The organism is Labrenzia sp. 011 (assembly GCF_003075075.1).
In the GTDB taxonomy this organism is placed as follows: Bacteria; Pseudomonadota; Alphaproteobacteria; order Rhizobiales; family Stappiaceae; genus Roseibium.
Genome location: NZ_QCYM01000003.1, coordinates 13,188 through 38,051 on the forward strand (window position 1 = coordinate 13,188; position 24,864 = coordinate 38,051).

A 24,864-nucleotide genomic window follows, 5' to 3' on the forward strand; every position below is an offset into this window, starting at 1 on the left:
ACGCTCCGCCGCCTTCTGGCTGCGAAGAAAATGCCCCTGACGCTCCGGGCCGTGATCCGGGGCCGTACACCGCCGGAACAGACAGGTCGCCATGACATCCTCCGCCTTTGTGCCCTCGCGCCGCAGCGACGTTGCCCCTTTCATCGCCATGGACGTTCTGTCCGAGGCCGCGCGCCTTGAGGCCGACGGCCGCAGGATCGTGCATATGGAAGTGGGTCAGCCCTCGGCGCCGGCGCCGAAGGCGGCGCTGGCGGCGGCCGATGAGGCCCTCAGGCACGGCAGGCTCGGTTATACGGAAGCTCTTGGCGTCAAGCCGCTGCGCCATGCGCTTGCCCGCCACTACAAGAGGACCTACGGCGTCGAGGTGCCCATTGACCGGATCATGGCGACCACGGGATCATCGGCTGGCTTCAACCTGGCCTTCCTGGGCGCTTTCGATCCGGGAGACCGGGTGGTCCTGACCGCTCCGGGGTATCCTGCCTACCGGAATATCCTGAAGGCGCTCGGCCTTGTGCCCGTCGAGGTGGAGGTCGGAGAAGACACCCGCTGGTGCCTGACCCCCGCCCATCTGGATGAGGTTCAAAAGGATGGCCCCGTGAAAGGGGTTCTTGTCGCCAGTCCCGCCAATCCCACGGGCACCATGATGGGCGCGGACGCGCTGGAAGATCTCGTCGGCTACTGCGAGAGCCAGGGTATCTGGTTCATTTCCGACGAGATCTACCATGGCCTCGATTATGCCGGGGAGCAGAAGACGGCGCTCGAGTTTTCCCGGAACGTGATCGTCATCAACAGCTTCTCGAAATATTATTGCATGACCGGCTGGCGTATCGGCTGGATGATCCTTCCCGAGCAGCTGGTCAGGCCTGTGGAGCGCATCGCCCAGAGCCTCTACATCTCGCCGCCGGAGCTGTCCCAGATCGCGGCGACTGCGGCGCTGGATTGCGTGCAGGAACTTGAAGGCGTCAAGGCCGGCTATGCGGCCAATCGCGCATTGCTTCTGAAAGGGCTTCCGGACATGGGCCTGGACAGGCTTCTGCCGGTGGACGGTGCTTTCTACATCTACGCCGACATCAGCCGGTTCAGTTCGAACAGCCTGGAATTCGCGCGCACCATGTTGCATGAGGCCGGTGTGGCGGCGACGCCGGGTGTGGATTTTGACCCGGTCCACGGACATGAGTTTCTGCGCTTTTCCTTCGCCGGAACCCATGATGACATGAAAGAGGCGCTGAGCCGTCTGGCCGCATTCCTGAAATAGCCGGGAGGTTCAGGAAGCTCCTGCGAAATTCTGCGAAAGTGCTGCTTCAAACAGTCAGGCCGCCCTGTGTCCGGTTGAACGCAGGGCGGCCTGAAGCTTGAAGATCGGTCAGTTTCCGGACTTCCAATCGCATCCGATCGGAAAGCTATCGATCTTAGAAGAACGACCGTCCGCGCCACCATCCGGCGCGCTTCGGCTTGCTTTCCTTGTTGTCACCGGATGTTTCGCTGGTGACGACAGGTTCTGCCGGAGCTGACGGGGCGGAGGGCGCTTCCTTTGCCGGTTCATCTGCTTCCGGTTCCGCTGCAGCTTCACTGGCGACCGGTTGTTCGGACGTCGGTGTCTCGACAACGATATGGTCTTCTTCGGGCGCGTCAGTCGTTTCCGCCGGCTCGGAGGCCGTCTCGGAAACCGCAACATCCGCCGTTTCAGCCTCGCTGGAGGCTGCTTCCGGAGTGGCCGCGTCAGGAGCTGCTTCCCCGGTCGTTTCCTCTGCCTGAGCCTCGGGCGCAACCGGCTCACCGGAAGCAGGGGCTTCCTGCGGCGCAGCGGCGTCTACACTCTCACTGGCGTCGCCATTGGCCGCGTCAGCAGAACTTCCGGCGTTTGCATCCGCTTCATCTTCACCGTTGACGTCTCCGCCTTCGCCATTCTTGCGACCCCGGCGTCCGCCGCGGCGGCCCCGGCGGCGCTTGCGGCGCGGCTCGTCATCACCGCCGTCTTCCTCGCCGGAGCGCGCTTCCTGCGGCTGGCCGTCTTCGCCTTCCGCCTCGGCGGTGTCATCAGAGGCCTGGCGGGTGTCGGTGCCGGTCTGGTTGCTGTCGTCGGACTGGGCATCCGCCCCGCTCCGCCGGCGCTTGCGGCGGCGCTTGCGGCGGCGGTCTCCGCCTTCGTCCTCGAGAGCCTGTTCTTCTTCAGGCTCATCCGGCTGCTCGACGGGCTCGTCGACAATCTCGACGGTGTCGGGGTGCACGATCGGCGAGGGGGCCGGGAAACGGTCCCGGTCCACCAGGGCGCCACGCTCCAGAACATAAAGCTGGCCGTTGATCGATTCGTCCGCATGCACTTCGATCTCGATCGCAAAGCGCGTTTCCAGATCGACAAGATTGGCGCGCTTCTGGTTCAGGATATAGAGCGCGACCTGCGTGGTGGTGCGGATGATCAGATTGTGGGAGGCGCCCTTCAGCAGGTTGTCCTCGATCGACCGCAGCACATGAAGCGCAACAGATTCCACGGACCTGATCATGCCCGTACCCTGACAATGCGGGCAGGGGGTCGTGGAGCTTTCCAGAACGCCGGTGCGGATGCGCTGGCGCGACATTTCCAGAAGACCGAAATGGGAGATCCGGCCGACCTGAATGCGGGCCCGGTCGTTCTTCAGACAATCCTTCAGCTTGCGCTCGACGGACCTGTTGTTCTTCGACTCTTCCATGTCGATGAAGTCGATCACGACAAGACCGGCCAGATCGCGCAGGCGCAGCTGCCGGGTGACTTCTTCCGCGGCTTCAAGGTTGGTCTGAAGGGCCGTGTCCTCGATGTTGTGTTCACGGGTCGACTTGCCCGAGTTCACGTCGATGGAAACCAGGGCTTCCGTCTGGTTGATGACGATGTAACCGCCGGATTTCAGGGTCACCTGGGGCGAGAACATCGCGTCGAGCTGGGGTTCCACGCCAAAGCGGATGAACAGCGGCGAGGGGTCGCGGTAGGGCTGGACGTTCTTGGCATGGCTCGGCATGAGCATGCGCATGAAGTCCTTGGCTTCGCGATAACTTTCGTCACCGGCGACCAGAACCTCGCTGATATCCTTGTTGTAAAGGTCGCGTATCGAGCGTTTGACCAGGCTGCCTTCCTCGTAGACGAGGCTTGGCGCGCTGGATTTCAGGGTCAGCTCGCGCACATTCTCCCACAGCCGCATAAGATATTCGAAATCGCGTTTGATTTCCGCCTTGGTGCGGCTGGCGCCTGCGGTCCTGAGGATGACGCCCATGCCTTCCGGCACTTCCAGTTCGGAGGCGATCTCCTTCAGACGCTTGCGGTCGGTCGGCTGGGTGATCTTGCGGGAGATGCCGCCGCCGCGTGCGGTGTTCGGCATCAGGACGGAATAGCGGCCGGCCAGCGACAGATAGGTCGTCAGAGCGGCGCCCTTGTTGCCGCGCTCTTCCTTGACCACCTGAACCAGGATGACCTGGCGGCGCTTGATGACTTCCTGGATCTTGTACTGCTTGCGAAGCGGCGCGCGACGCTCGGGAACTTCTTCCATGGCGTCTTCGGCACCGACCGATTCGACCGCGTCCTCGTCACTGTCGGATTCGTCCTCGTCTTCGTCGGACTTGCGGCGGCGGCCACGGCCGCGCCCACGCGCCCTGACGGGAGCTTCTTCTTCCTCGTCCTTGTCGACAGTTTCCTGGTCACCGTTGCCGGCGTCCTGGGCGTCGTCATCTTCGGGTGCCCTGGTGACAACATCCTCACCGGACTCGTCGCCGTCATCCGCCGCAGCGTCCCCGGTCTCGACTTTTTCGCTGGCGACGGTTTCGGCCGTTTCGTTTCTCGCCGCACGGGTACGGCGGCGGCGCTTCGGCTTTTCCTCGGCATCCGCGTCATCGCGCTGACGGTCGGCCGCTTCGGCGGCGAGCAACGCCTCCCGGTCCGCGACCGGAATCTGGTAGTAGTCGGGATGAATTTCACTGAACGCGAGAAACCCGTGGCGATTGCCACCATATTCGACGAACGCCGCCTGAAGCGAGGGTTCGACCCGCGTTACTTTCGCTAAATAGATATTTCCGCGAAGTTGCTTTCTGTTCGCTGCTTCAAAGTCGAATTCTTCAACCCGATTGCCACGCACGACGACGACCCGGGTTTCTTCCGGGTGGCCCGCGTCGATCAGCATTTTGTTTGCCATTATTGAACGTCTCCACGGCAGCGCTGCTTGGCGCATATCCAAAACGCGCATCGCCCGAAAGGAGGATGGCTGCCGTATTTGTTTTGATAAGATGAGGAAGGGCGTCTGCGCCCGGCGCGGTCGTATGATCAACGCAAGCGGCCGCATAAGCGGGGACTTGCTTTGTGTCGATCATCATGTGCATCACGCGGGTCCTTCGGGGCAACGCAGGCCCAGGAGTTAAAGTCGTTGTGTCATACACCGGCATGCAGGTTGGCTTCGCCGCTACATCTACATCCGGTTCCGGAAGGGATTCGCTCTCCATGCCCGCCGCTGGCCTCGCCGATAGTCAGCCAATGGAAACAGGCATGATGCTACGAGGCGGAACGGTGTCGAAGAGAGTCCGATACCCTGTCCTCTGCAGTCCAGGCGCTTGAAAATCCGGCAGAACGGCCTCTGTTCTGTCGTTTAAAGGCCTTGGAATACGATGACGTTGTGGATAGACATCCCATTTCGTCACCCGGGAAGGTATCGGATTCGAACCTAAATCCGTAAAGTACTTTTACGATCCGCCGCTCCGCTTTGCAAGCAGTGTGACAGAGGGGAAGCATTTTCCTTCTCCGGGAGATGGCGTATGACGGAGCGCAAGAGCCCCAAGGCGAATGATTTGCAGGCACCATGGCCGCTATGATGAAATTCAAAATCGGGATGAAACCGCAGGTTGGCGGGCTGTTTTATGCCACTTGCCGGTTCGTCGGACTGACACGTGCCCTTCTGGTGTTATGCGCCCTCGCATTCGCTTTCCAGGCCGGGCCGGGGGTCGCCGAAACCGTCAAACCTGTCGTGACCGGGGCCAGAGTTGCCGGTGACGAGGGCCGGACTCGATTCGTTCTGGACATGAACACGCAGGTCACACCCGTCATTTCCGGTCTGGCAAATCCGTATCGGCTTATCCTCGATCTTCCGGAGGTTTCGTTTTCCATTCCGCCGGAGGCCGGGGAGACCGGGCGGGGACTGATCAGCGACTGGCGTTTCGGACTGTTCGCGCTGGGAAAATCGCGGATCGTCATGGATCTGACCGGACCGGTCAGTGTCGACAAGACCTTCTTCCTTCCTGCTGTCGACGATCAGCCGGCGCGGCTTGTGGTGGATCTGGTGCGCTCATCGCCGCAGGATTTCGCCGCCTTTGTCGAGACGTCCCGGTCCGAACGCCCGACGACTTCCGTGAAGGTCTCAGCCAAGAGTGACAAGCTGACCGCGCCGAAGACCGGCCACAAGCCGCTCATCGTGCTCGACCCCGGTCATGGCGGGATCGACAGCGGTGCCGTGGGCGTTGCCGGGACGCCCGAAAAAGTGATCGTGCTGGAATTTGCGAAGCTCCTGCAGGAAAAGCTGGAAGCCAGCGGCCTCTATGATGTGCATCTGACCCGGGATGACGACACGTTCATTCCGCTCGGGCGCAGGGTCGAAATCGGTCATGAAATAGCGGCTGACCTGTTCATCTCCATACATGCCGATTCGGTGCGGCGCGGAAAGAAACTGGCGCGCGGGTCGACGGTCTACACGCTGTCGGACAAGGCTTCCGACCAGCTTTCGGAGGAACTCGCCGAGACGGAAAACATGTCGGACGTGATCGCCGGAGTGGATCTGGATTCGGGGCCGGCCGAGGTGACCGACATCCTGCTGGACCTGGCGCGCCGGGAAACCCGTTCCTTTTCGGTCTATTTCGCCAGAACGCTTGTGAGTGAACTCAAGAGCGCCGTCCGTCTCATCAACAATCCGCACAGATCCGCGGGTTTCAGGGTGTTGAAGGCGCATGATGTGCCGTCCGTGCTGATTGAGCTGGGCTATCTTTCGAATGAGCATGACGAGAAACTGCTGGTTTCCGATGAATGGCGCGAGCGCATGGCCGGTGCGATTACCGAGGCTGTTCACGGATTTTTCCGGCCCCGGCTGGCGCGCCAGCAGGAGGCGGCGTCACAGTAAAAAAGTCCTGTGTCACCAGGCAAATTGAAACCGGGGACTGACAAATGCCTCAGCATCGCCATATTGGTGCACGAGGAAGGCTGCTAAGTGTATTCGATCGGCCTTTGGTGCCGAAGTGATGTATCCATGTTAAAACGCAGTACGCGCTTGAAGACGGGGAAAGACGAGCCCGCGGTATGAAATTTTTGGTGAAGTTTTTTGGTTATCTGTTCGGCATAGGTGCGGTCCTCGGACTGCTCGTGGCGGCTGGCGTGTGGATGTATCTGCAGCATCTCACCGAGGGGCTGCCCGATTTTACCGCCCTGCAGAATTACGAACCGCCCGTCATGACCCGCGTCCATGCTGCCGACGGCAGCCTGATGGCGGAATATGCGACCGAGCGGCGCATGTTCCTGCCGATCCAGGCCATTCCGGACCGGGTGAAGCAGGCCTTCATCGCTGCCGAGGACAAGAATTTCTACACGCATATCGGCGTCGATCCCGAAGGCATCGCGCGTGCCGCCGTGCGCTTCATCCAGAACTATGGTTCCGGGAGGCGGCCCGAGGGTGCCTCCACGATCACGCAGCAGGTGGCCAAGAACTTCCTTCTGTCCGATCTGGTGAGCGAGGAAAAGCAGCGGCGCTCGGCGGCCTATGAGCGCAAGGTCAAGGAAGCCGTTCTCTCTCTTAGGATCGAGCAGGCCTATACGAAGGACGAGATACTCGAACTGTATCTCAACGAGATCTATTTCGGCTTCGGCGCCTATGGTGTCGCGGCGGCCTCGCTGATCTATTTCGACAAGTCGGTGCACGAGCTGACACTCGACGAGATGGCCTATCTGGCCGCCCTTCCCAAGGGGCCCAGCAACTACCATCCGTACCGCAAGACCGCAGCGGCCATCGCGCGCCGCAATTATGTGCTCGACCGGATGATCGCAGACGGCTACATCACCGCGGAAGAGGGCGACGAAGCCAAGGAAAAGCCGATTGTCGTCAAGCCGCGTGAACACGGATCCCAGCTGTTCGCCGCCGAGTATTTCACCGAAGAGGTCCGCCGCGAGGTTGCCGATATCTTCGGTGACAAGCGCCTTTATCAGGGGGGGCTTTCCGTCCGCTCGACGCTCGACCCGGAACTCCAGCAGATGGCGCGCAAGTCGCTCATGGACGGGCTGATCAAGTTCGACCATGAGCGCGGCAGCTGGAACGGTCCGATCGAGCGGATCACGCTCGGTGCAGACTGGGGTGTCGATCTGGCGAAGATCGAAGCCCTGAGCGATCTGCCGGAATGGAAGCTCGCGGTGGTTCTGGAAAGCGGCAGCGATCAGGCGCTTGTCGGCATCCAGCCGCAGAAACTCGTGAGCGGTGAGCTTTCCGACGAACGCAAGACCGGTCCGCTCTTCCTGGAGACGATGAAATGGGCCCGTATCAAGGGCCGCGCTCCCGGCGCGGTCTCCGACGTGCTTGCGCCGGGCGATGTGGTCTACGTCCAGGAAAGCGCCGTCGCTCCCGGTACGTTCGAACTGCGCCAGATCCCGAAGGTCTCCGGTGCGCTGGTGGCGATGGACCCCTATACCGGCCGCGTTCTGGCGATGGTCGGCGGTTTCAGCTACGCCCAGAGCGAGTTCAACCGGGCCACGCAGGCTTACCGCCAGCCCGGCTCGTCCTTCAAGCCGTTCCTTTACGCCGCGGCTCTCGACAACGGCTACACACCGTCCTCGGTGGTGATGGATGCTCCGCTGGAGATCAACCAGGGGCCGGGTCTGGGAACCTGGCGGCCGCAGAACTACGGCGGCAAGTTCTACGGCCCGTCGACCCTGCGCACGGGTGTCGAACTGTCCAGAAACGTCATGACCGTTCGTCTGGCACAGGACATGGGCATGCCGCTGGTGGCCGAATATGCCAAGCGCTTCGGCATCTACGACAACATGCTGCCGGTTCTGTCCATGTCGCTCGGCGCCGGCGAGACCACGGTTCTGCGGCTGACCACCGCCTATGCGACCATCGCAAACGGCGGGAAAAAGGTTCGCCCGACCCTGATCGACAGGATCCAGGACCGGTATGGCCGTACCATCTACAAGCATGACAGCCGCATCTGCGACGGCTGTACCCAGGATGTCTGGGAAGGCCAGGAAGAACCGACGCTGATCGATGACCGCGAGCAGGTGCTCGATCCCATGACCGCCTATCAGATCACGTCCATGATGGAAGGTGTGGTGCAGCGTGGCACGGCCACATCGGTCCGTGCTGTCGGCCGTCCGGTCGCCGGCAAGACCGGCACCACCAATGACGAGAAGGATGCCTGGTTCATGGGCTTCACGCCGGATCTCGCCGTAGGCGTCTTCGTCGGCTACGACAATCCCAAGCCGATGGGACGCGGTGCGACCGGCGGGCATGTGGCTGCGCCGATCTTCACGGACTTCGTCAAGAAGGCGCTGGCGGACAAGCCTCCGGTCGAGTTCCGGGTTCCCAAGGGTCTGCAGCTTATCCCGATCAACCGTCGCACCGGCATGCGCACGGCCGCCGGGACGCCTGGCTCGATTCTGGAAGCCTTCAAGCCCGGCATGGCACCGCCGGACAGCTATTCCGTCATCGGGTTCGAGGAAAACATGGGCGTGCCGCATGCGGTTTCGCCCGAAGCGGCCGGCGCCGTTCTCATTGGAACAGGCGGTCTTTACTGACCCGGACTGGCCTGACCGGGGCAGGATGATGCTTGAGCCTTTTGCGTGGTTTACAGCGTCAACCCGTGCGGGTAATGTCCCGCTCCAATTCCAGAGCCTCCCGTGTCCTGGCGGATGCGGGGGCTCCATCAATCCAGATTCGATCGGCTGCCGGACGTTCAAGCGAGTCCGTTTGAACGTTCCGCCGATCCGGGCCCGGTGTCCCCTGGAGGCCGGGCTGCTTCATGTCAATCAAGCGAGGTATCCGATGCGCGCCGAAATGGAAGCGATCGTCGACGAAATCAAGCAGGCCATAAGCCTGCTGAGGAGGCATCTTTGACTGGGATCAGGCTGTCGTCCGACTGGAGGAACTGAACGCCCTTTCCGAAAATCCGGAACTGTGGAACGAACCCTCCAAGGCCCAGAAGCTGATGCGCGAGCGTCAGCAGCTTGATGACGGCATCAATGGCGTCAAGGCCCTGGAACAGGATCTGTCCGACAATATCGAGCTGATCGAGCTCGGTGAAATGGAAGACGATGCCTCCGTTGTCGCGGAGGCGGAGCAGGCACTGCGCAGCCTGAAGGACAAGGTTCACGAGCTGGAGCTCAAGTCGCTTCTGTCCGGGGAAGCCGATGCCAATGACGCCTATCTGGAAATCAATTCCGGAGCGGGCGGTACGGAAAGCCAGGACTGGGCGTCGATGCTGCTGCGCATGTATCGCCGCTGGGCGGAGAAGCGCGGCTACAAGGTGGAGCTGCTGGAATATCACGATGGCGAGGAAGCGGGCATCAAATCTGCAACGCTCCTGATCAAGGGGGAAAACGCCTATGGCTGGCTGAAGACCGAATCCGGTGTTCACCGCCTGGTGCGGATTTCACCCTATGACAGCAATGCGCGTCGTCACACCAGCTTTTCCAGCGCCTGGGTCTATCCGGTGATCGACGATTCCATCGACATCGATATCAACGAAAGCGACTGCCGGATCGACACCTACCGCGCTTCCGGCGCTGGTGGTCAGCACGTGAACACCACCGATTCGGCCGTGCGCATCACGCACCAGCCCACCGGGATCGTGGTTCAGTGCCAGTCCGAACGTTCCCAGCACAAGAACCGTGCGACCGCCTGGTCCATGCTGAAGGCCCGTCTCTACGAGGCGGAACTGAAAAAGCGGGAAGAGGCGGCAAATGCGGAGGCCGCGTCCAAGTCGGACATCGGTTGGGGTCACCAGATCCGATCCTATGTCCTGCAGCCCTATCAGCTTGTGAAGGACCTCAGGACCGGAGTTGAAAGCACGTCTCCGGGCGATGTTCTGGACGGCGATCTCGACAAGTTCATGGAAGCCGCTCTTGCCCAGAGGGTCTTCGGCGGGGAACCGGTCGCGGTTGAAGATATCGAATAAGCGCGTCTCGTGACGAAACAAAGACAGGCGGTTCCGGATCGGAGCCGCCTTTTTTTCGGAATCGGCTACAGCGCGAGCGCAGCCAGCTTGTCGCCGGCGGCCAGGAACGCTGCCGGGTTGCTCGGTTTGTCACCCCTGCGGATTTCATAATGCAGATGGGCCCCGGTGGACCGGCCGGTTGAGCCGACATTGCCGATCAGGTCGCCCGCCAGGACATGGTCGCCTTTCGTCACCCGAACACGGCTCAGATGGGCGTAGCGGGTGACAAAGCCGTTGGCGTGACGGATTTCGACCATATTGCCGTAGCCGCCGTGACGGCCTGCGCCGATCACCGTGCCGGGGGCGGTGGCAAAGACGCGCGCGCCATAGGGGGCCTTGAAGTCGATGCCGGTGTGCATTGCCAGGCGTCCCAGGAAAGGGTCCACCCGCGGACCGTAGCTGCTGGAAACGGAACTGTTCTTGACGGGACGTTTTATGGGCAGCCGCAAGGTGGTGAACTTGACCCGGCGCAATGCGTCAAGAGCCTTGTTGGCCCTCTGCAGCCGATTGGGGAAATTCTCGTCGGTGATCGGCTGAAAGGGGCCGCCGATGGATGTTTTCTTGCGCAGGGCCGCATTGACCGAGGGGGTGACTGCGCGGGTGATTGCGAGAATATCTTCTATGCGGCCTTCCGTGGCGATGGTGATGGCATCCACGGCAACGGTGCTCTCCTCGTCCATTTCGGAAATATGGGCTCTTACCGCATCGAGAGCAGCTTGTTTCTCAGAGTTTTTTTTTACGGCCGCGTTCGCTTCAGGCGTTGCCGGGACCGGCTGCTGCAGGATCGTCAGGGGATCGAATTCCTTCGAAGACCCGTCGCGCAGGCCAAGGGCCTTCACCGGCTCATCGATCAGCTGGCTTTCGCCGCCGATGGCGGATTTGTCTTCTTTTTCGATAACGGCGATGCCGGGGGCATCCAGGGCCGGCTTTTGCGGCGGCAGCGGCTTGTCGGCACTGAGATAGATGCCGTTGCTTTCCGCGCGGGCCACCAGATTGGCGACGATCTCATGTCGCTGGTTGAGGTCCTGCTGGCGGCGCAGGACATCCATGACCTTGATCTCGACAGTTTCCCTGTCGACCATCTGTCGGCTGGTGAGGGTTTCGATTTCCGCCCGCAACCGGTCGATATGATCCTGATATTCCAGAACCAGTTCGGTCCGTTCCGAGCTGGCCTCGGCCATCATGTCGTGGCGCAGGAGGAAATAGCCAATGGTTCCGGCAACCGCCAGGGTTGCCGCCACGCAGGCCAGGGCGCCGCAAACCAGGTGCGCGGGGCGGACACTGAAGGTTGCCGTTCCGGTGCCTGTATCCGGCGCCGGATGAAGGGGAGCCGTCCAGGGCGCCCGGTAGGGCTGCGTGGTTGTTTGGCGTTGTCGCATGGTTACTCAGTCACTGCCTGAAGTCTGCACAAGAACTGAGTCTGATTAGAGTTTGGTAAGGTTAATAAATCGTCTTCTCCGCACTGAAATCAGCCGGTCAGACGGGCGAGAGGTTTGTAAAAACCGGGTGTTAGCCCGGCTTCCGAACGTGCCCGGTCATTGAAGGGCGGCTTGAGCGCCCCCCGGAAATGCTTGCGGACGAATGCGTGGAATGCGGGTTCTGGTCTGATTCCCTGGCGATCGCAGAGGAAGCGGAACCATTTGGCGCCGAAGGCGACATGGTTCTTTTCATCGCGATAGATCACTTCCAGGCATCTGGCGGTGTCCTCATCGCCGATCCCGCGCGCCTTTTCGATCATGGGCGGGGTGATGTCTAGGCCGCGGGCCTCCAGGACCAGAGGGATGATGGCAAGACGCGCGGCCAGATCATTGCCGGTATTCTGCGCCGCTTCCCAAAGACCGTCATGGGCGGGAAGGTCACCATAGGTGGCATCCAGTTTCGACAGCCGGTCCTGGAGCATGGAAAAATGCTTCGCTTCTTCCAGGCCCACCCGGACCCAGTCGTCATAATAGGAGCGGGGCAGGCGCACCTGGGCGAAGCGCCCGATGAGATCCCAGGTGAGGTCGACCGCGTTGAGTTCGATATGGGCGAGGGAATGGATCAGGGCCAGGCGGCCGGACCTGCCCGTCAGGCTGCGTTTGGGCATGTCGCGCGGAGCCAGCAGCACAGGCCTGTCCGGCCGGCCGGGCCGGTCGGGCATGGTGCCGTCCCTGGTTGGCGACCCGAGCGCCAGCTCACGCTGAAACCAGGCTTTGGACAGCGCATAGGCCAGTCTGACCTTCTCGTCCGTATCCTCGGAGGATACAATGGACCGGGCCCCGGCAACGAGGCTGGGTGGCAGGGATGAAGTCGGGCGTGCCATGGTTCGGGCGCGTGGCCTCAAAGCGCCCGGACAGCGTCGAGCACGGCTTCCGCATGGCCGGGCACTTTCACCTTGCGCCAGATCCCGGCGATCCGTCCCTCGGAATCCACAAGAAATGTGGAGCGCTCCACACCCATGTATTTCTTGCCATACATCGATTTTTCGACCCACACGCCGTAGGCTTGCGCGGTGCTGGTCTGCGTGTCGGCACCGAGGCGCACGGCGAGATCGTGTTTGGCGATGAAATTGTCGTGCTTTTTCGCCGTATCCGGCGAGATGCCGATGACGGTGACACCTGCCTTTGCAAATTCAGGCATCAGCCCGGTGAAGGCGATGGCCTCTGTCGTGCAGCCGGGCGTATTGTCCTTCGGATAAAAATACACCACCACCGGCTTTCCCTTAAGGGCACTCAAGGAGACGCGCCCGCCTCCATCGCTTTCCAGATCGAAGTCCGGTGCCGTATCTCCAATGGTCAGAGCGGTCATCACGCCTTCCTTCTGTCACAGTTTGTGGGTTAATGCCGGGAACCGGCAGTCTGGCGAGCAGCAACTGTCGCTTTTGCAGATGCATTCGCTGTACCATAAAGTGTCTCGCGACTCGTTCAATGCGGCACGGACCGAAGCAGGCGTTTTGTCCCCGATAACACGCCGATTCGCGTTTGGCGCTTTCCGGCGGAAGAATGGACTGACTTAACTTGCCCAAGAACGGCACCCCGAAAGAATCTCGGACGGCTCCACCGCGAAAGACCGGGCGCAGGCTCGTGCGCATTTTCGTGGTGGCTGCTCTGGTCGGCGGTCTGGGCTGGCTGGCGATAGTGTTCGCCTCGGGGCCGGTTCGTATCCCGTTTCTGGGCAGTCTTCTGGCGATGCAGGGCACGCGCGGTCCCGTGACGCTTTCGGTCGTTCGTGCGAGCGTCGATTTCACAGCACCCGGTGGCCTTGAGGTCATCATCCAGGATGCGACGGCGGACATCGAGGGGCCGTCTCCGGTCAGCATTCGCCTGCCGAGACTGACCGCCCCGATCAACATCGATGCGCTTTTCTCCGGCAAGGTGCATTTTTCGTCGCTCGTGCTGGAAAAACCCACCGTCAAACTGGCCCTGAGCGGCGGACCCGCGCGGGTGCCGGAAATCGGTCCGTTGATGGAAGCGGTCGACCGGATCAGCGATGTGGTGGATGACCAGTTCGCCCGCCGAGGCCTGCAGTCCGTGCGGATCGCGGACGGGTCGTTTGAACTTGCCGGACCGGCGGCCCGCAGCTTCAGGGGAATCGATGCGGACATCTTCCGCAGCGATACACGGATCATCCGCGCCTATGCCCGCGTTTCGGGAAATATTTCAAACTGGCGTCTGGAACTGGCCCGAAGCGCTCCGCAGGGCGCCGGTTTCAAGAATATCGGGGTCGTCGTCAACGGAATCACGCTGGCCGAGCTTCTGGGACCGGAAGCGGGGGCAAAACATGGCAAAGGCCTGCGCCTGCCGGCTTCCGCCAAACTGGAAGCCAGTCTTGACGGTGAGGGCAGGTTCTATTCGGCAAACGCGGTCGCCCGCATGCGCAACGGCTGGTTCCAGCTTGGCAAGACCCTTGTCGCCTTCGACGACGCGGCACTGTCGCTGCTGTTCACGGCGGGGCAGAAGCCCATCGAAATCACGACCTCGCACGTGATTCGCGGCAACACCCGGATTTTCTTCACCGGCTCCCTTGAACCCGACCTGGACGGAACGCCCGTGTGGGGGGTGAACCTGGACAGCAAATATCCTCAGTTCGGGTCGGCGGATGTGACGGAAGACCCGCATATGCTGGAAGGTGTTCAGGTGCGCGGACGCTTCGACCCGCGTGACCGGTTGCTGGATATCGACCGGTTCACGGCCCGATCCGGCAAAGCCGTGATTCATGGCGTGGCGAAGCTCCAGGTGACGCCGGAGGGGCCCTATCTGGCACTTGCTGCCAATGGAGAGAAGATCCCGGTCGCGCTGGCGAAACAGGTTTGGCCGATCACGCTTGTGCCGCCCGCTCGGAGCTGGGTGATCGACCGGATCAAGGCGGGGCTTATCGAAAACGTGTCCTACACCGGCGCGCTGCGGCCGCCTGCCTTCGATCCGCGCGATCCGGATGCGGGCTGGTCGGGCGACGACATGCGTCTGGACATGACGTTTTCCGGCGCTGCCGTCACTCCGGTCGGGGACGTGCCCGAAATCAGCGGCCTTGAGGGGACGCTGACGATTGAGAATGAAATGCTGCGGGTTGCCGCAACAGGCGGAACGGCGGTTTCTTCGAAGGGCGGACCGGTCGAGGTACCCTCGGGCGTGTTTGAAATCCACGACCTGCCGCTTCGGGACGGCAAGATGGCGCATGTTTCCGCGCTGATGGAAGGTGAAGCCGACGACCTCGGCGCAATGGTGAACAGTGCACCCTTCCGGATACTGGAGCGTGCCGATCTCACGAATGACGGGATCACCGGTTCCGGTCAGGTGACTGTCGAAGCACAATTTCCGCTGCAAAACCAGATCGATCTGGCTGACGTGGACTGGCATGCGTCCGGAACTCTTCAGGACTTCACGGACCCGAATCCGATCATGGGGCATACGGTGGCGGACGCGGACGTCTCGGTCGAGGCGAACAAGGACCAGGTCGCCATTGCCGGCAAGGGTGTCCTCGACGGGTTCAAGGCGGATATCGATCTGGTGGTGCCGATTGGCGATTCCGGCATTGCCGCCAGGCAGGATGTGGTCGTCTCCGTGTCCGCCAAGCAGCTGAAGGACAAGGGGATCGACCTGACCGCATTCCTTGACGGGGGCATGACGCTCAATGTTGCCAGTGTCGGGGAGGGGCAGGATTTCGTCATCGACCTGAGGCAGACGGATGTGCGGCTGACCGCTCTCGGCTGGCGAAAGGCCAAGGGGGTCCCGGCAACCGCGTCCTTCAGGATGATCGAGACCGGGGAAGAGCGGCGTATCCAGAATTTCAAGCTTGTGTCCGAGGGGGTCGATATTCGCGGCGCCATGCGTCTGAGTGCGGACGGCGAGTTGAGCCAGGCGTCGTTCGATACATTCCGGCTGCGGCCCGGCGACGATATCGAAGTCGATATCCAGCGGGCCGGTGACGGGCGCTACGACATCATCTTCGCCGGGCCGTCCTTCGACGGACGGGGGCTGATCCGCAGCATACGCAGCCCGGGCGGGAGCAAGGGGGCCGGCGACTTTTCAAGCGGGGCCAGGATCGCGGCAACAATCGACCGGGTGACGGGCTTCAACAATCAGACCATCGAGAATTTCTCCGGGAAGATCGACACGGGCGCAAAAGGCCTCGTTTCCGCCGATCTGCGCGGTCTGGTCAATGGCCGTGCCAATTTCGAATTCACCGTGAACGACCAGCAGGGATCGCAGCTGGCCAACGGCCGCTTCGCGAACACGGGCGCGACACTCAGATTCCTCGATGTCTACGAGCGGATGCGCGGGGGAACCGGAACGCTCAATGTGGCCATGGCCGACGAGGACAGCTGGGTGGGCGATTTCAACGTGAATTCGCTGCGCATCACCGAAGATCCGGCGATCCGGCGGATTCGCGAGCGCGACGATATCAACCGGCGCGGCAACGGGACGGACGGGCCGGAGGGGGCGGTGAGTGACGCCGGCGGCTCTGCAAGCTTCGATACGCTCAACATCAATTTTACCCGTGAAGCGGACACCCTGACCATCAGCCGGGGGGCGCTGCAGGGGAATGCATTGGGGGGGACCGTCAGCGGCACTGTGGATCTCGCCCGGCAGACGCTGAACCTCACGGGCACCTTCGTGCCGATCTATGCGCTCAACAATTTCTTCGCCAAGATCCCGCTGCTGGGGTATGCGCTTGGCGGCGGTTCGGGAGAAGGGCTGATCGGGGTTACCTACCGGCTGTCCGGATCCTTGTCGGAACCGGTTCTCTCGGTCAATCCGATCTCAGCCATTGCGCCGGGCATCTTCCGCAAGATGTTCGAATTCCAGTCGAACTGACCTGAAGGACCCGGCAGGGCCTGTCCGGAAGTTGCCATCCGGTCATTGGGGAGGGCGCTGGCGCGCTTCAGTTCGCGCGATCAGGGTATTCTTCGGGCGACCCGTCCGTGCCGCCCGGCGACCTGCAATCTGATCAGACCGGCTTCAGCAATACGTGCTTCTTCTTGCCGAGCGACAGCTTGACCACCCCGTCCTCGCTGACATCGGCAAGGGACAGCTGGCGCTTGTCGTCCGATTCGCCGCGGTCGTTGATCCGGACGGCGCCGCCCTTGATGTTCCTGCGCACGTCGCCGTTGGAGGCACACAGACCGGCGGTCACGAATGCGGACAGAACGCCCAGGCCTGTTTCAAGCTCGGATCTGGCGATCTCCACGGTCGGAAGGCCTTCGGCGGTTGCCCCCTCCTCGAACGCCCTGCGGGCGGTTTCCGCCGCCGCTTCAGCCTTCTCGCGGCCATGGATCAGCGCGGTTGCCTCTGTCGCGAGAATCTTCTTGGCCTCGTTGATCTCGGAGCCTTCCAGGGCCGCAAGACGGGCGATCTCATCCATGGGAAGGACAGTGAAGAGTTTCAGGAACCGCTCGACGTCCGCGTCTTCGGTGTTGCGCCAGTATTGCCAGTAGTCATAGGCGGACAGTTGCTCCTCGTTGAGCCAGACGGCGCCGGCGGCGGTCTTGCCCATCTTGGCACCGGAAGAGGTGGTCAGGAGCGGTGAGGTCAAGGCGAAGGCTTCCATGTCCTCGATGCGGCGGACAAGATCCGTTCCGGACAGGATGTTGCCCCACTGGTCGGACCCGCCCATCTGCAGGCGGCAGCCGGTGCGCCGGTAGAGCTCGAGATAATCGTATCCCTGGAGCAGCATGTAGTTGAATTCCAGGAAGGACAGATGCTGCTCGCGTTCCAGGCGCAGGCGGACGGAATCGCGCTGGATCATCTGGTTGACGGAAAAATGCCGGCCGATGTCGCGCAGAAAGTCTACATAGTTCAGCTTCAGCAGCCACTCCGCATTGTCCAGCATGATGGCGTCGGTCGGTCCGTCACCAAAGACGAGCAGCTTCTCGAAGACCTTGCGGATACCGGCCTTGTTCTGCTCGATGATGTCCTCGGTGAGGATCCTGCGCGATTCATCCTTGCCGGAAGGATCACCGACCCGTGTCGTGCCACCGCCCATGAGGGCAAGCGGCCGGTGTCCGGTTTTCTGGAACCAGTGCAGCATCATGATCGGAACAAGGGATCCGGCATGAAGGCTCGGTGCCGTGCAGTCAAAGCCGATATAGGCGGTGACGGTTTCCTTGGCGCAGAGCGCGTCGAGTCCGTCCGGATCGGATATCTGGTGAATGAAACCGCGTTCTGAAAGAACGTTCAAAAAGTCCGATTTGAACCCGCTCATGCCTGCCTGTCCGTACGTGATTTCTTGTGTGGCGCCTCTCGGCTGTTCGGACGTGCTCTAGCGCGTGCGGCGGACGTTGTAAATCGCGGCGGCCGGAAAACCTGAAAGATGCGGAAAGCAACCGTCGACCGAAACTGCGGGCATCCAGAATGCGGATGCGCCTTTCGGGAAGAACAAAAATTACGTGATTGCGGTCACAGAAGAAATTTTCTCCACGGGGCAAGGTCTTTTCATCAGCAAGACGCAACCCCTGAAGATCAATCGAGAGGACAAGACATGTTTCGCAAGTTCGCCATCGCCGCCGTGACCGTTGCCACCGTTGCAACCGCCGCCGTTACCCTGACCCCGAACGATGCCCACGCCGGGAACCGTCGTGCCGGAGCCGTTGCCGCAGGGGCCATCATCGGTCTTGCCGCCGGCGCGATCATCGCTTCCCAGGCCCAGCCGCGCTACCACGCTCCCGTGCGCTGCCACAACAAGCCGGTCCGCCGCTGGAGCCCCTACTATCGCCAGTATGTGGTCGTCGGTCACCGCCGGGTCTGCCGTTGAGCGGCAGGCAGTCTCACGAGAACGAATGGCCTCCTACGGGAGGCTTTTTCGTGTCCGGACGCTGCAGTTCGTTCTTCTGCTTTCGGGAAGAACAAAAATTACGTGATTGCGGTCACAGAAGAAATTTTCTCCATGCGGCAAGATCTTTTCATCAGCAAGACGCAGCCCCTGAAGATCAATCGAGAGGACAAGACATGTTTCGCAAGTTCGCCATCGCCGCCGTGACCGTTGCCACCGTAGCAACCGCCGCCGTTACCCTGACCCCGAACGATGCCCACGCCGGGAACCGTCGTGCCGGAGCCGTTGCTGCAGGGGCCATCATCGGTCTTGCTGCCGGCGCGATCATCGCTTCCCAGGCCCAGCCGCGCTACCACGCTCCCGTGCGTTGCCACAACAAGCCGGTCCGCCGCTGGAACCCCTACTATCGCCAGTATGTGGTCGTCGGTCACCGCCGGGTCTGCCGTTGAGCGGCAGGCAGTCTCACGAGAACGAATGGCCTCCTACGGGAGGCTTTTTCGTGTCCGGCCGCTGCAATTCGATCTTCTGTCGCAGGTGCCGGTGGCCGTTGGAAAGGATGCGGGCGGGACGGTGTGGATGACCAGCGGAACAACAAAAAACCCCGGCCGCGAAGCCGGGGTTTTCGTGTCCGAAAGAGCAGAAGCCCTTAGACGGAGTAGTACATGTCGAATTCGACCGGATGCGGCGTCATGTCGTAACGGTCGACTTCTTCCATCTTCAGTTCGATGTAGGCGTCGATCTGGTCGTCGTCGAACACGCCGCCGGCTTTCAGGAACTCGCGGTCCTCATCGACTGCTTCCAGGGCTTCGCGGAGCGAACCGCAAACCGTCGGGATCTCGGAGAGTTCTTCCGGCGGAAGGTCGTAGAGGTTCTTGTCCATGGCATCGCCCGGGTGCAGCTTGTTCTTGATGCCGTCAAGGCCAGCCATCAGCAGCGCGGAGAAGCACAGGTACGGGTTCGCGGTCGGATCCGGGAAACGGACCTCGACACGTTTTGCCTTCGGAGATGCCGTGAAGGGAATACGGCAGGAGGCAGAGCGGTTGCGCGAGGAATAGGCCAGCAGAACCGGTGCTTCATAACCCGGGACCAGACGCTTGTAGGAGTTGGTCGACGGGTTGGTGAAGGCGTTCAGGGCCTTGGCGTGCTTCAGGATGCCGCCGATGAAGTACAGGCAGGTCTCGGAAAGATCGGCATACTGGTTGCCGGCGAAGGTCGGCTCGCCCTTGTTCCAGATGGACAGGTGGCAGTGCATGCCGGTGCCGTTGTCGCCGAATACCGGCTTGGGCATGAAGGTTGCGGTCTTGCCGTAGGCGTGGGCAACCTGATGCACAACGTATTTGTAGACCTGCATGTTGTCGGCGCAACGGGTCAGGTGGTCGAATTTCATGCCGAGTTCGTGCTGGGCAGCGGCCACTTCGTGGTGATGCTTTTCGGTCGGCACGCCCATTTCGGCCATGACGGACAGCATTTCGGAGCGGATGTCCTGAGCGCTGTCGATCGGCGGAACCGGGAAGTAGCCGCCCTTTGTGCGCGGACGGTGGCCGAGATTGCCGGTTTCATATTCGGAGCCCATGTTCGACGGGAGTTCGGCGCCGTCGAGAACGAAGCCCGTGTTGTACGGGTCGGCGGTGAAGCGGACATCGTCGAACATGAAGAATTCTGCTTCCGGACCGATGTAGATCGTGTCGCCGAAGCCGCCGGATTTCACGTAGGCTTCCGCCTTCTTGGCGGTCATGCGCGGATCGCGGTTGTAGCCTTCGCCGGTGATCGGGTCGACGATGTCGCAGAAGATCGCCAGTGTGGACTGGGCGAAGAACGGATCGATATGCGCGGATTCCGGATCGAGGATCAGCATCATGTCGGACTCGTTGATGGCCTTCCAGCCGGCGATGGACGAGCCGTCGAAGGCAACGCCTTCAGCGAACATGTCTTCGTCAACAAGCGCGACGTCCATGGTGACGTGCTGCATCTTGCCTTTTGGATCGGTGAAGCGCAGGTCAACGAATTTCACGTCCTTGTCCTGAATCTCCTTCAGGACTTCAGCGGCAGTGGTCATAGTGTCCATCCCTTTGATTTTTCGTGTGAACAGTTGGGTTAGGTTCCGGTCCGGCTGGGCGTTCTTGAAGAATGCACCCTGGCAGAAGACCGGAATTGGGATCGCCGGCGGTTGCCGGAACGGGTTGGTCAGATAGCGTCGATGCCGGACTCGCCCGTCCGGATGCGTACAGCTTCTTCGATATTGGAAACAAAGATCTTGCCGTCGCCAATGCGGCCGGTTTGCGCCGCGGAACGGATCGCGTCAACGGCTTTTTCGACCATGTCGTCGCCAAGCACGATCTCGACCTTCACCTTCGGCAGGAAGTCAACGACATATTCGGCGCCGCGATACAGCTCCGTATGGCCCTTCTGCCGGCCGAAGCCTTTTGCTTCCGTCACGGTGATGCCCTGGAGGCCGACCTCCTGCAGGGCCTCTTTGACCTCGTCCAGTTTGAAGGGTTTGATGATCGCCTCGATCTTTTTCATCACCTTTTGTCTCTCTCCACTAATCAGGCCGGTTTTATTCGGCGGACCTTCCTTCGGAAGGCTTGGCGTCGGGCAGACCCTGGATCAACCAACATTCATATGACCTCATGATGAATGCGGGCTGACTGATCACAAATGTCGGAACATCCTGTTCGCGTTCGTTACGATACAGGGTGTGCCAACGGGTCTCCGGGGACCGTTGCCGGGTATAAAGCACGATGTGTGCCAATCCGGAGCAATCCCTTGCAGTTTTTCTCGGGGCAGGGAATTCCGCCACTAAAAGCGGCAAAATCAACCGGTGCATCCGAGGTGTTTCGTTTGAAGCACCGATCGAATGATTAAACAATATGCAAATAGCCTAAAAAATGGACATGTTTGGCGATGGCGGCTCAATGTCACTCCACAAGCTCCATAAAAACGGCGATCCTGCGCAGGTCGCGTAGCGAGCATCTGGAGGCTTTTGGAAATGAACCGGGACAACATGATTTCCTCCGCGGTCCTGCTGACCCCGGAAGAAATGGGGCAGGCGGACCGAATGACCATCTCCGGCGGGGTGCCGGGTATCGAGCTGATGGAACGGGCGGGGCAGGCGGTCGCAAGGGGCGCCGCGAATATGCTCACGGACACCGCACGAATTTCCGTTCTCTGCGGTCCCGGCAACAATGGCGGTGACGGCTTCATTGCCGCCCGCTGCCTCGCAGCGTCGGGCCACACCGTCGAGGTGCGCCTTCTCAAGCCGCCTGAAGTGCTCAAGGGCGACGCGCTCGAAGCCTTTCGGCGCATGGATCTGCCGTATTCGGTGGTTCCGCAGGAGGAGGGGGGCGTGACGGACCTTGGCGATGAGCTGTCGCGCGCCGAGCTGATCGTGGACGCTCTTTTTGGAGCCGGGCTCGACCGGCCGTTGAGCGGACCGGCGCTGACCCTCGCGCAGGCCGTCAACCGGTCCTGCCGGCCGGTGCTGGCCGTCGATCTTCCGTCCGGAGTGAATGGTGCCACCGGCGCGGATCTCGGCGGTGCTGTCCGGGCGCGGGCGACCGTGACCTTTTTTCGCCGCAAGCCGGGCCATCTTCTCAATCCCGGTCGGGCCCTGTGCGGGGCCGTGACGGTTGCCGATATCGGTATCAGGGCAGATGTCCTGGAGCGGATCGGAGCGGCCACCTTTCACAATATACCCGCGTTGTGGGCCGCCGCCTGGCCGCAGCCCGATCCGCTCGGGCACAAATACACCAGGGGGCATGTCGTGGTGTTCGGCGGACCGATGTCGGCCACCGGGGCGGCGCGGCTTTCGGCCGGAGCGGCGCTGCGGGCAGGGGCCGGGCTGGTGACTTTGGCCTCGCCGCCGGATGCGATGATGGTCAACGCCTGCCATCTGACTGCGGTGATGCTGAGAAAGGTTGCCGGGCCGCAGGCCGTGGAGGCGCTGCTGTCCGACAGGCGTCTGAACGCGGCCCTGATCGGCCCCGGTCACGGGGGCGGCGAGAATACCCGCGCCTCGGTCACGGCCATTCTTGAACAGAAACGGGCTACGGTGCTGGACGCGGACGCGCTGACGAGTTTTTCGAGTGATGCGGATGCGCTGTTCGCCCTGGTCAGGGACAATCCCGAACCGGTCCTGATGACGCCGCATGAGGGGGAATTCGCCCGGCTGTTTCCGGAGATCGCCGGCGACAAGCTGGCGCGCGCGCGCCAGGCGGCGGAGCGTTCCGGCGCCGTTGTTGTCCTGAAAGGGCCCGACACGGTGATTGCCGCCCCGGACGGCCGTGCCGCGATCAATGACAATGCACCACCGTTTCTGGCGACGGCCGGGTCCGGCGATGTTCTCGCAGGGATCGCCACCGGTCTCCTGGCGCAGGGCGTGACAGGGTTCGAGGCGGCCTGCCAGGCGGTGTGGCTGCACGGCGAGGCGGGCCGGGAAGCCGGGCCGGGGCTGATTGCCGAGGATCTGGCGCCAGCTCTCAAAGCCGCAATCCGTGCGCTTGTGGACAAAATGCCCGGGAGCTGAAAGCAGCGGCAGCTTTTGCTTTGACGGGAAAATCTTCGGTGTTATAGAGGCCCCGCTTTGATCGGGGAGGCAAAATCCCCGGATGATGCGGATGTGGTGGAATTGGTAGACACGCCAGATTTAGGTTCTGGTGCCGCAAGGCGTGGGGGTTCAAGTCCCTTCATCCGCACCATAGTTTGTCGAGCGGCCGCCCCTGGGCCCGCCGGGGGCGATTGACAGGGAAGCGGAAGGCGCGTCTGCACGATCGCGGCCGGTGATCGAGCGACCGGACCGGAACCGGTTTGTTGCAGGTTTCAAGGTCCAAATTCCGGCTCTCCCCTTGACACTTTCCACCCCAACCTTTATCGCGCTTCCATCGTGCGTCTCGGACCTTGTCCGGGGCGATGCATCGCCGTTTGAACGCTTCCGGCAAAAGGGGAGTGCAGGCAGTGCGGCACACGGAATTTTAAAAACAAAACCTCCGGAGCGGATTGCCGCTCAGGATCGAGGACGACAAAACCCATGCAGGTAACCGAAACCCTCGCCGAGGGCCTGAAGCGAGAGCTCAAGATCGACATTCCGGCCGGCGATCTCGCCGCCAAGCTCGATGAATACATGGACGACATGAAGTCCAAAGCCAACATCAAGGGCTTCCGTCCGGGCAAGGTGCCGGTTGCGCACCTGAAAAGGATGTATGGCCGTCAGGCGATGGCAGAGATCCTGTCGAACACCATCCAGGAAACGACCCAGAAAGCCGTCGAGGAGCGCTCCGAGCGCCCGGCTCTGACACCGGAAATCGATCTGCCCGACGAAGATGCGGAAAAGATCCTGGCGGGCGATGCCGACCTGTCCTTCAAGATGACCTATGACGTTCTTCCGGATTTCGAGATCGTCGATTTCTCCGGAATCGAGATCGAGCGTCCGGTCGTCGAGATCGCCGACGAGGAAGTGGATACCCAGGTCGCCGAGATCGCCAAGAACAACACGCCGTTCGAGCCCAAGGACGGTGCCGCCGAAAACGGCGACCGTGTCACCATGTCCTATCTGGGCAAGATCGACGGGGAAGCCTTCGAGGGCGGTGCCGACGAGAACGGCATGCTGGTGCTGGGCTCCGGTCAGTTCATTCCGGGTTTCGAAGAGCAGCTGATCGGCCTCAAGGCCGGTGACGAGAAGGTGGTTGAAGTCACCTTCCCGGAAGATTATCCGGCCGAGCACCTTGCCGGTAAGACCGCCGCATTCGACGTGGTGGTCAAGGAAGTGGCCGCTCCCGGCGAAGTGACCCTTGATGACGAATTCGCCAAGGGCCTCGGTCTGGAATCCCTCGACAAGCTGAAGGAAATCGTCCGCGGCCAGATCGAGGGCCAGTTCGGCCAGATGACCCGCCAGCGCGTCAAGCGACAGCTTCTCGACAAGCTGGACGAGCATTATTCCTTCGAGCTTCCGGAAAAGCTGCTTGAGTCCGAATTCGACGTTGTCTGGAAACAGGTCGAAGAGGACATGAAGCGCAACGAGAAGACCTTCGAGGACGAAGACACCACGGAAGAAGAGGCGAAGGCGGAATACCGCAAGATCGCCGAGCGCCGTGTCCGTCTCGGTCTGGTTCTTTCCGAAATCGGCGAAAAGAACAACATTCAGGTTACAGAAGAGGAATTGCAGCGCGCGCTCTACGACCGTGTGCGTCAGTTCCCGGGTCAGGAACAGCAGGTGTTCGAGTTCTACAAGAACAACCAGCAGGCGCTGGCCAGCCTGCGCGCTCCGATCTACGAGGAAAAAGTCGTCGACTTCATGCTTGAGCTTGCCAAGGTGACCGACAAGACGGTGACCAAGGAAGAGCTGGAGAAGCTGGTTGCGGAGGAAGAGGAAGAAGCCTGAGCTTGTTCCCACTAATCCCCAGATGCGGCGGCAGTTTTAACTTTGCT

The 24,864-nt window shown here is 61.5% G+C and carries 16 protein-coding genes and 1 tRNA gene; 10 read left to right on the forward strand and 7 right to left on the reverse strand.

All coding sequences use genetic code 11. The features are described 5' to 3' along the window. The first annotated feature begins 91 nt into the window (after positions 1-91). Positions 92-1,255: an aminotransferase class I/II-fold pyridoxal phosphate-dependent enzyme gene (locus DCO57_RS04920; protein ID WP_116697767.1), complete on the forward strand. Its 1,164-nt coding sequence runs from the start codon at positions 92-94 to the stop codon at positions 1,253-1,255. 154 nt (positions 1,256-1,409) lie between these two features. Here the strand turns inward: DCO57_RS04920 and DCO57_RS04925 are convergent, their stop codons facing one another. Beyond that, positions 1,410-4,154, reverse strand: coding sequence for a ribonuclease E/G (locus tag DCO57_RS04925; RefSeq protein WP_116697768.1), 2,745 nt, complete (start codon positions 4,152-4,154; stop codon positions 1,410-1,412). Positions 4,155-4,820: 666 nt separating this feature from the next. On the opposite strand from DCO57_RS04925, the gene DCO57_RS04930 reads away from it, so the two are divergent. The 3 genes from DCO57_RS04930 (at position 4,821) to prfB (ending at position 10,155) form a co-directional block, all read left to right on the forward strand. Beyond that, positions 4,821-6,119 (forward strand): N-acetylmuramoyl-L-alanine amidase, encoded by a 1,299-nt coding sequence (locus DCO57_RS04930; RefSeq protein WP_244287882.1) that lies wholly within the window; start codon positions 4,821-4,823, stop codon positions 6,117-6,119. Between the two features lie 185 nt (positions 6,120-6,304). Beyond that, positions 6,305-8,776 carry a penicillin-binding protein 1A gene (locus tag DCO57_RS04935; protein ID WP_165814655.1) on the forward strand — a complete coding sequence of 824 codons (2,472 nt, stop codon included), beginning with the start codon at positions 6,305-6,307 and terminating at the stop codon, positions 8,774-8,776. A gap of 247 nt (positions 8,777-9,023) precedes the next feature. Then, a protein-coding gene (prfB, locus tag DCO57_RS04940) for a peptide chain release factor 2 (RefSeq protein ID WP_116697980.1) occupies positions 9,024-10,155 on the forward strand; the annotation gives its coding sequence in 2 pieces (ribosomal slippage) (positions 9,024-9,092 and positions 9,094-10,155; 1,131 coding nt in all). Between the two features lie 65 nt (positions 10,156-10,220). On the opposite strand, the gene DCO57_RS04945 is transcribed toward prfB, so the two are convergent. The 3 genes from DCO57_RS04945 to bcp form a co-directional block, all read right to left on the reverse strand. Continuing rightward, positions 10,221-11,573 (reverse strand): M23 family metallopeptidase, encoded by a 1,353-nt coding sequence (locus DCO57_RS04945; protein ID WP_116697770.1) that lies wholly within the window; start codon positions 11,571-11,573, stop codon positions 10,221-10,223. Between the two features lie 89 nt (positions 11,574-11,662). Beyond that, positions 11,663-12,496, reverse strand: coding sequence for a ferritin-like domain-containing protein (locus DCO57_RS04950; RefSeq protein ID WP_116697771.1), 834 nt, complete (start codon positions 12,494-12,496; stop codon positions 11,663-11,665). Between the two features lie 17 nt (positions 12,497-12,513). After that, entirely contained in the window at positions 12,514-12,981 is a 468-nt protein-coding gene (bcp, locus tag DCO57_RS04955; protein ID WP_116697772.1) for a thioredoxin-dependent thiol peroxidase, read from the reverse strand. A gap of 275 nt (positions 12,982-13,256) precedes the next feature. On the opposite strand from bcp, the gene DCO57_RS04960 reads away from it, so the two are divergent. Further along, positions 13,257-16,487: an AsmA-like C-terminal domain-containing protein gene (locus DCO57_RS04960; protein ID WP_208977805.1), complete on the forward strand. Its 3,231-nt coding sequence runs from the start codon at positions 13,257-13,259 to the stop codon at positions 16,485-16,487. Positions 16,488-16,620: 133 nt separating this feature from the next. Here DCO57_RS04960 and tyrS read toward each other — a convergent pair whose 3' ends face one another. Further along, complete coding sequence (gene tyrS, locus DCO57_RS04965) at positions 16,621-17,874, reverse strand: tyrosine--tRNA ligase (RefSeq protein WP_116697773.1); 1,254 nt, start codon at positions 17,872-17,874, stop codon at positions 16,621-16,623. 276 nt (positions 17,875-18,150) lie between these two features. Between tyrS and DCO57_RS04970 the strand changes: the two genes are divergently transcribed. Further along, entirely contained in the window at positions 18,151-18,423 is a 273-nt protein-coding gene (locus DCO57_RS04970; RefSeq protein ID WP_116697774.1) for a tyrosyl-tRNA synthetase, read from the forward strand. A 194-nt stretch (positions 18,424-18,617) separates the two neighbouring features. Continuing rightward, on the forward strand, positions 18,618-18,890 hold the full coding sequence (locus DCO57_RS04975; RefSeq protein WP_116697775.1) for a tyrosyl-tRNA synthetase: 273 nt from the start codon (positions 18,618-18,620) through the stop codon (positions 18,888-18,890). Between the two features lie 197 nt (positions 18,891-19,087). Here DCO57_RS04975 and glnA read toward each other — a convergent pair whose 3' ends face one another. Together glnA and DCO57_RS04985 are read right to left on the reverse strand one after the other, a co-directional pair. Further along, a complete protein-coding gene (glnA, locus tag DCO57_RS04980) occupies positions 19,088-20,497 on the reverse strand; it encodes a type I glutamate--ammonia ligase (RefSeq protein WP_116697776.1) in 1,410 nt (469 codons plus the stop codon). 128 nt (positions 20,498-20,625) lie between these two features. After that, positions 20,626-20,964, reverse strand: coding sequence for a P-II family nitrogen regulator (locus DCO57_RS04985; RefSeq protein ID WP_006934743.1), 339 nt, complete (start codon positions 20,962-20,964; stop codon positions 20,626-20,628). 466 nt (positions 20,965-21,430) lie between these two features. Between DCO57_RS04985 and DCO57_RS04995 the strand changes: the two genes are divergently transcribed. The 3 genes from DCO57_RS04995 (at position 21,431) to tig (ending at position 24,817) form a co-directional block, all read left to right on the forward strand. Next, on the forward strand, positions 21,431-22,966 hold the full coding sequence (locus tag DCO57_RS04995) for an NAD(P)H-hydrate dehydratase (RefSeq protein WP_244287883.1): 1,536 nt from the start codon (positions 21,431-21,433) through the stop codon (positions 22,964-22,966). A gap of 87 nt (positions 22,967-23,053) precedes the next feature. Beyond that, positions 23,054-23,138: transfer RNA gene (locus DCO57_RS05000), tRNA-Leu, on the forward strand. A gap of 329 nt (positions 23,139-23,467) precedes the next feature. Beyond that, positions 23,468-24,817, forward strand: coding sequence for a trigger factor (gene tig, locus DCO57_RS05005; protein ID WP_116697778.1), 1,350 nt, complete (start codon positions 23,468-23,470; stop codon positions 24,815-24,817). Positions 24,818-24,864: the final 47 nt, after the last annotated feature.

Excerpts from the sequence above, each read along its gene's own strand:
- tyrS (WP_116697773.1), bottom strand. The coding sequence starts at position 17,874 with ATGAGCGGGTTCAAATCGGACTTTTTGAACGTTCTTTCAGAACGCGGT.
- DCO57_RS04985 (WP_006934743.1), bottom strand. The coding sequence starts at position 20,964 with ATGAAAAAGATCGAGGCGATCATCAAACCCTTCAAACTGGACGAGGTC.
- glnA (WP_116697776.1), bottom strand. The coding sequence starts at position 20,497 with ATGACCACTGCCGCTGAAGTCCTGAAGGAGATTCAGGACAAGGACGTG.
- bcp (WP_116697772.1), bottom strand. The coding sequence starts at position 12,981 with ATGACCGCTCTGACCATTGGAGATACGGCACCGGACTTCGATCTGGAA.
- DCO57_RS04925 (WP_116697768.1), bottom strand. The coding sequence starts at position 4,154 with ATGGCAAACAAAATGCTGATCGACGCGGGCCACCCGGAAGAAACCCGG.
- DCO57_RS04945 (WP_116697770.1), bottom strand. The coding sequence starts at position 11,573 with ATGCGACAACGCCAAACAACCACGCAGCCCTACCGGGCGCCCTGGACG.
- DCO57_RS04975 (WP_116697775.1), top strand. The coding sequence starts at position 18,618 with ATGTTTCGCAAGTTCGCCATCGCCGCCGTGACCGTTGCCACCGTAGCA.
- DCO57_RS04930 (WP_244287882.1), top strand. The coding sequence starts at position 4,821 with ATGATGAAATTCAAAATCGGGATGAAACCGCAGGTTGGCGGGCTGTTT.
- DCO57_RS04920 (WP_116697767.1), top strand. The coding sequence starts at position 92 with ATGACATCCTCCGCCTTTGTGCCCTCGCGCCGCAGCGACGTTGCCCCT.
- DCO57_RS04995 (WP_244287883.1), top strand. The coding sequence starts at position 21,431 with ATGAACCGGGACAACATGATTTCCTCCGCGGTCCTGCTGACCCCGGAA.
- tig (WP_116697778.1), top strand. The coding sequence starts at position 23,468 with ATGCAGGTAACCGAAACCCTCGCCGAGGGCCTGAAGCGAGAGCTCAAG.
- DCO57_RS04970 (WP_116697774.1), top strand. The coding sequence starts at position 18,151 with ATGTTTCGCAAGTTCGCCATCGCCGCCGTGACCGTTGCCACCGTTGCA.
- DCO57_RS04950 (WP_116697771.1), bottom strand. The coding sequence starts at position 12,496 with ATGGCACGCCCGACTTCATCCCTGCCACCCAGCCTCGTTGCCGGGGCC.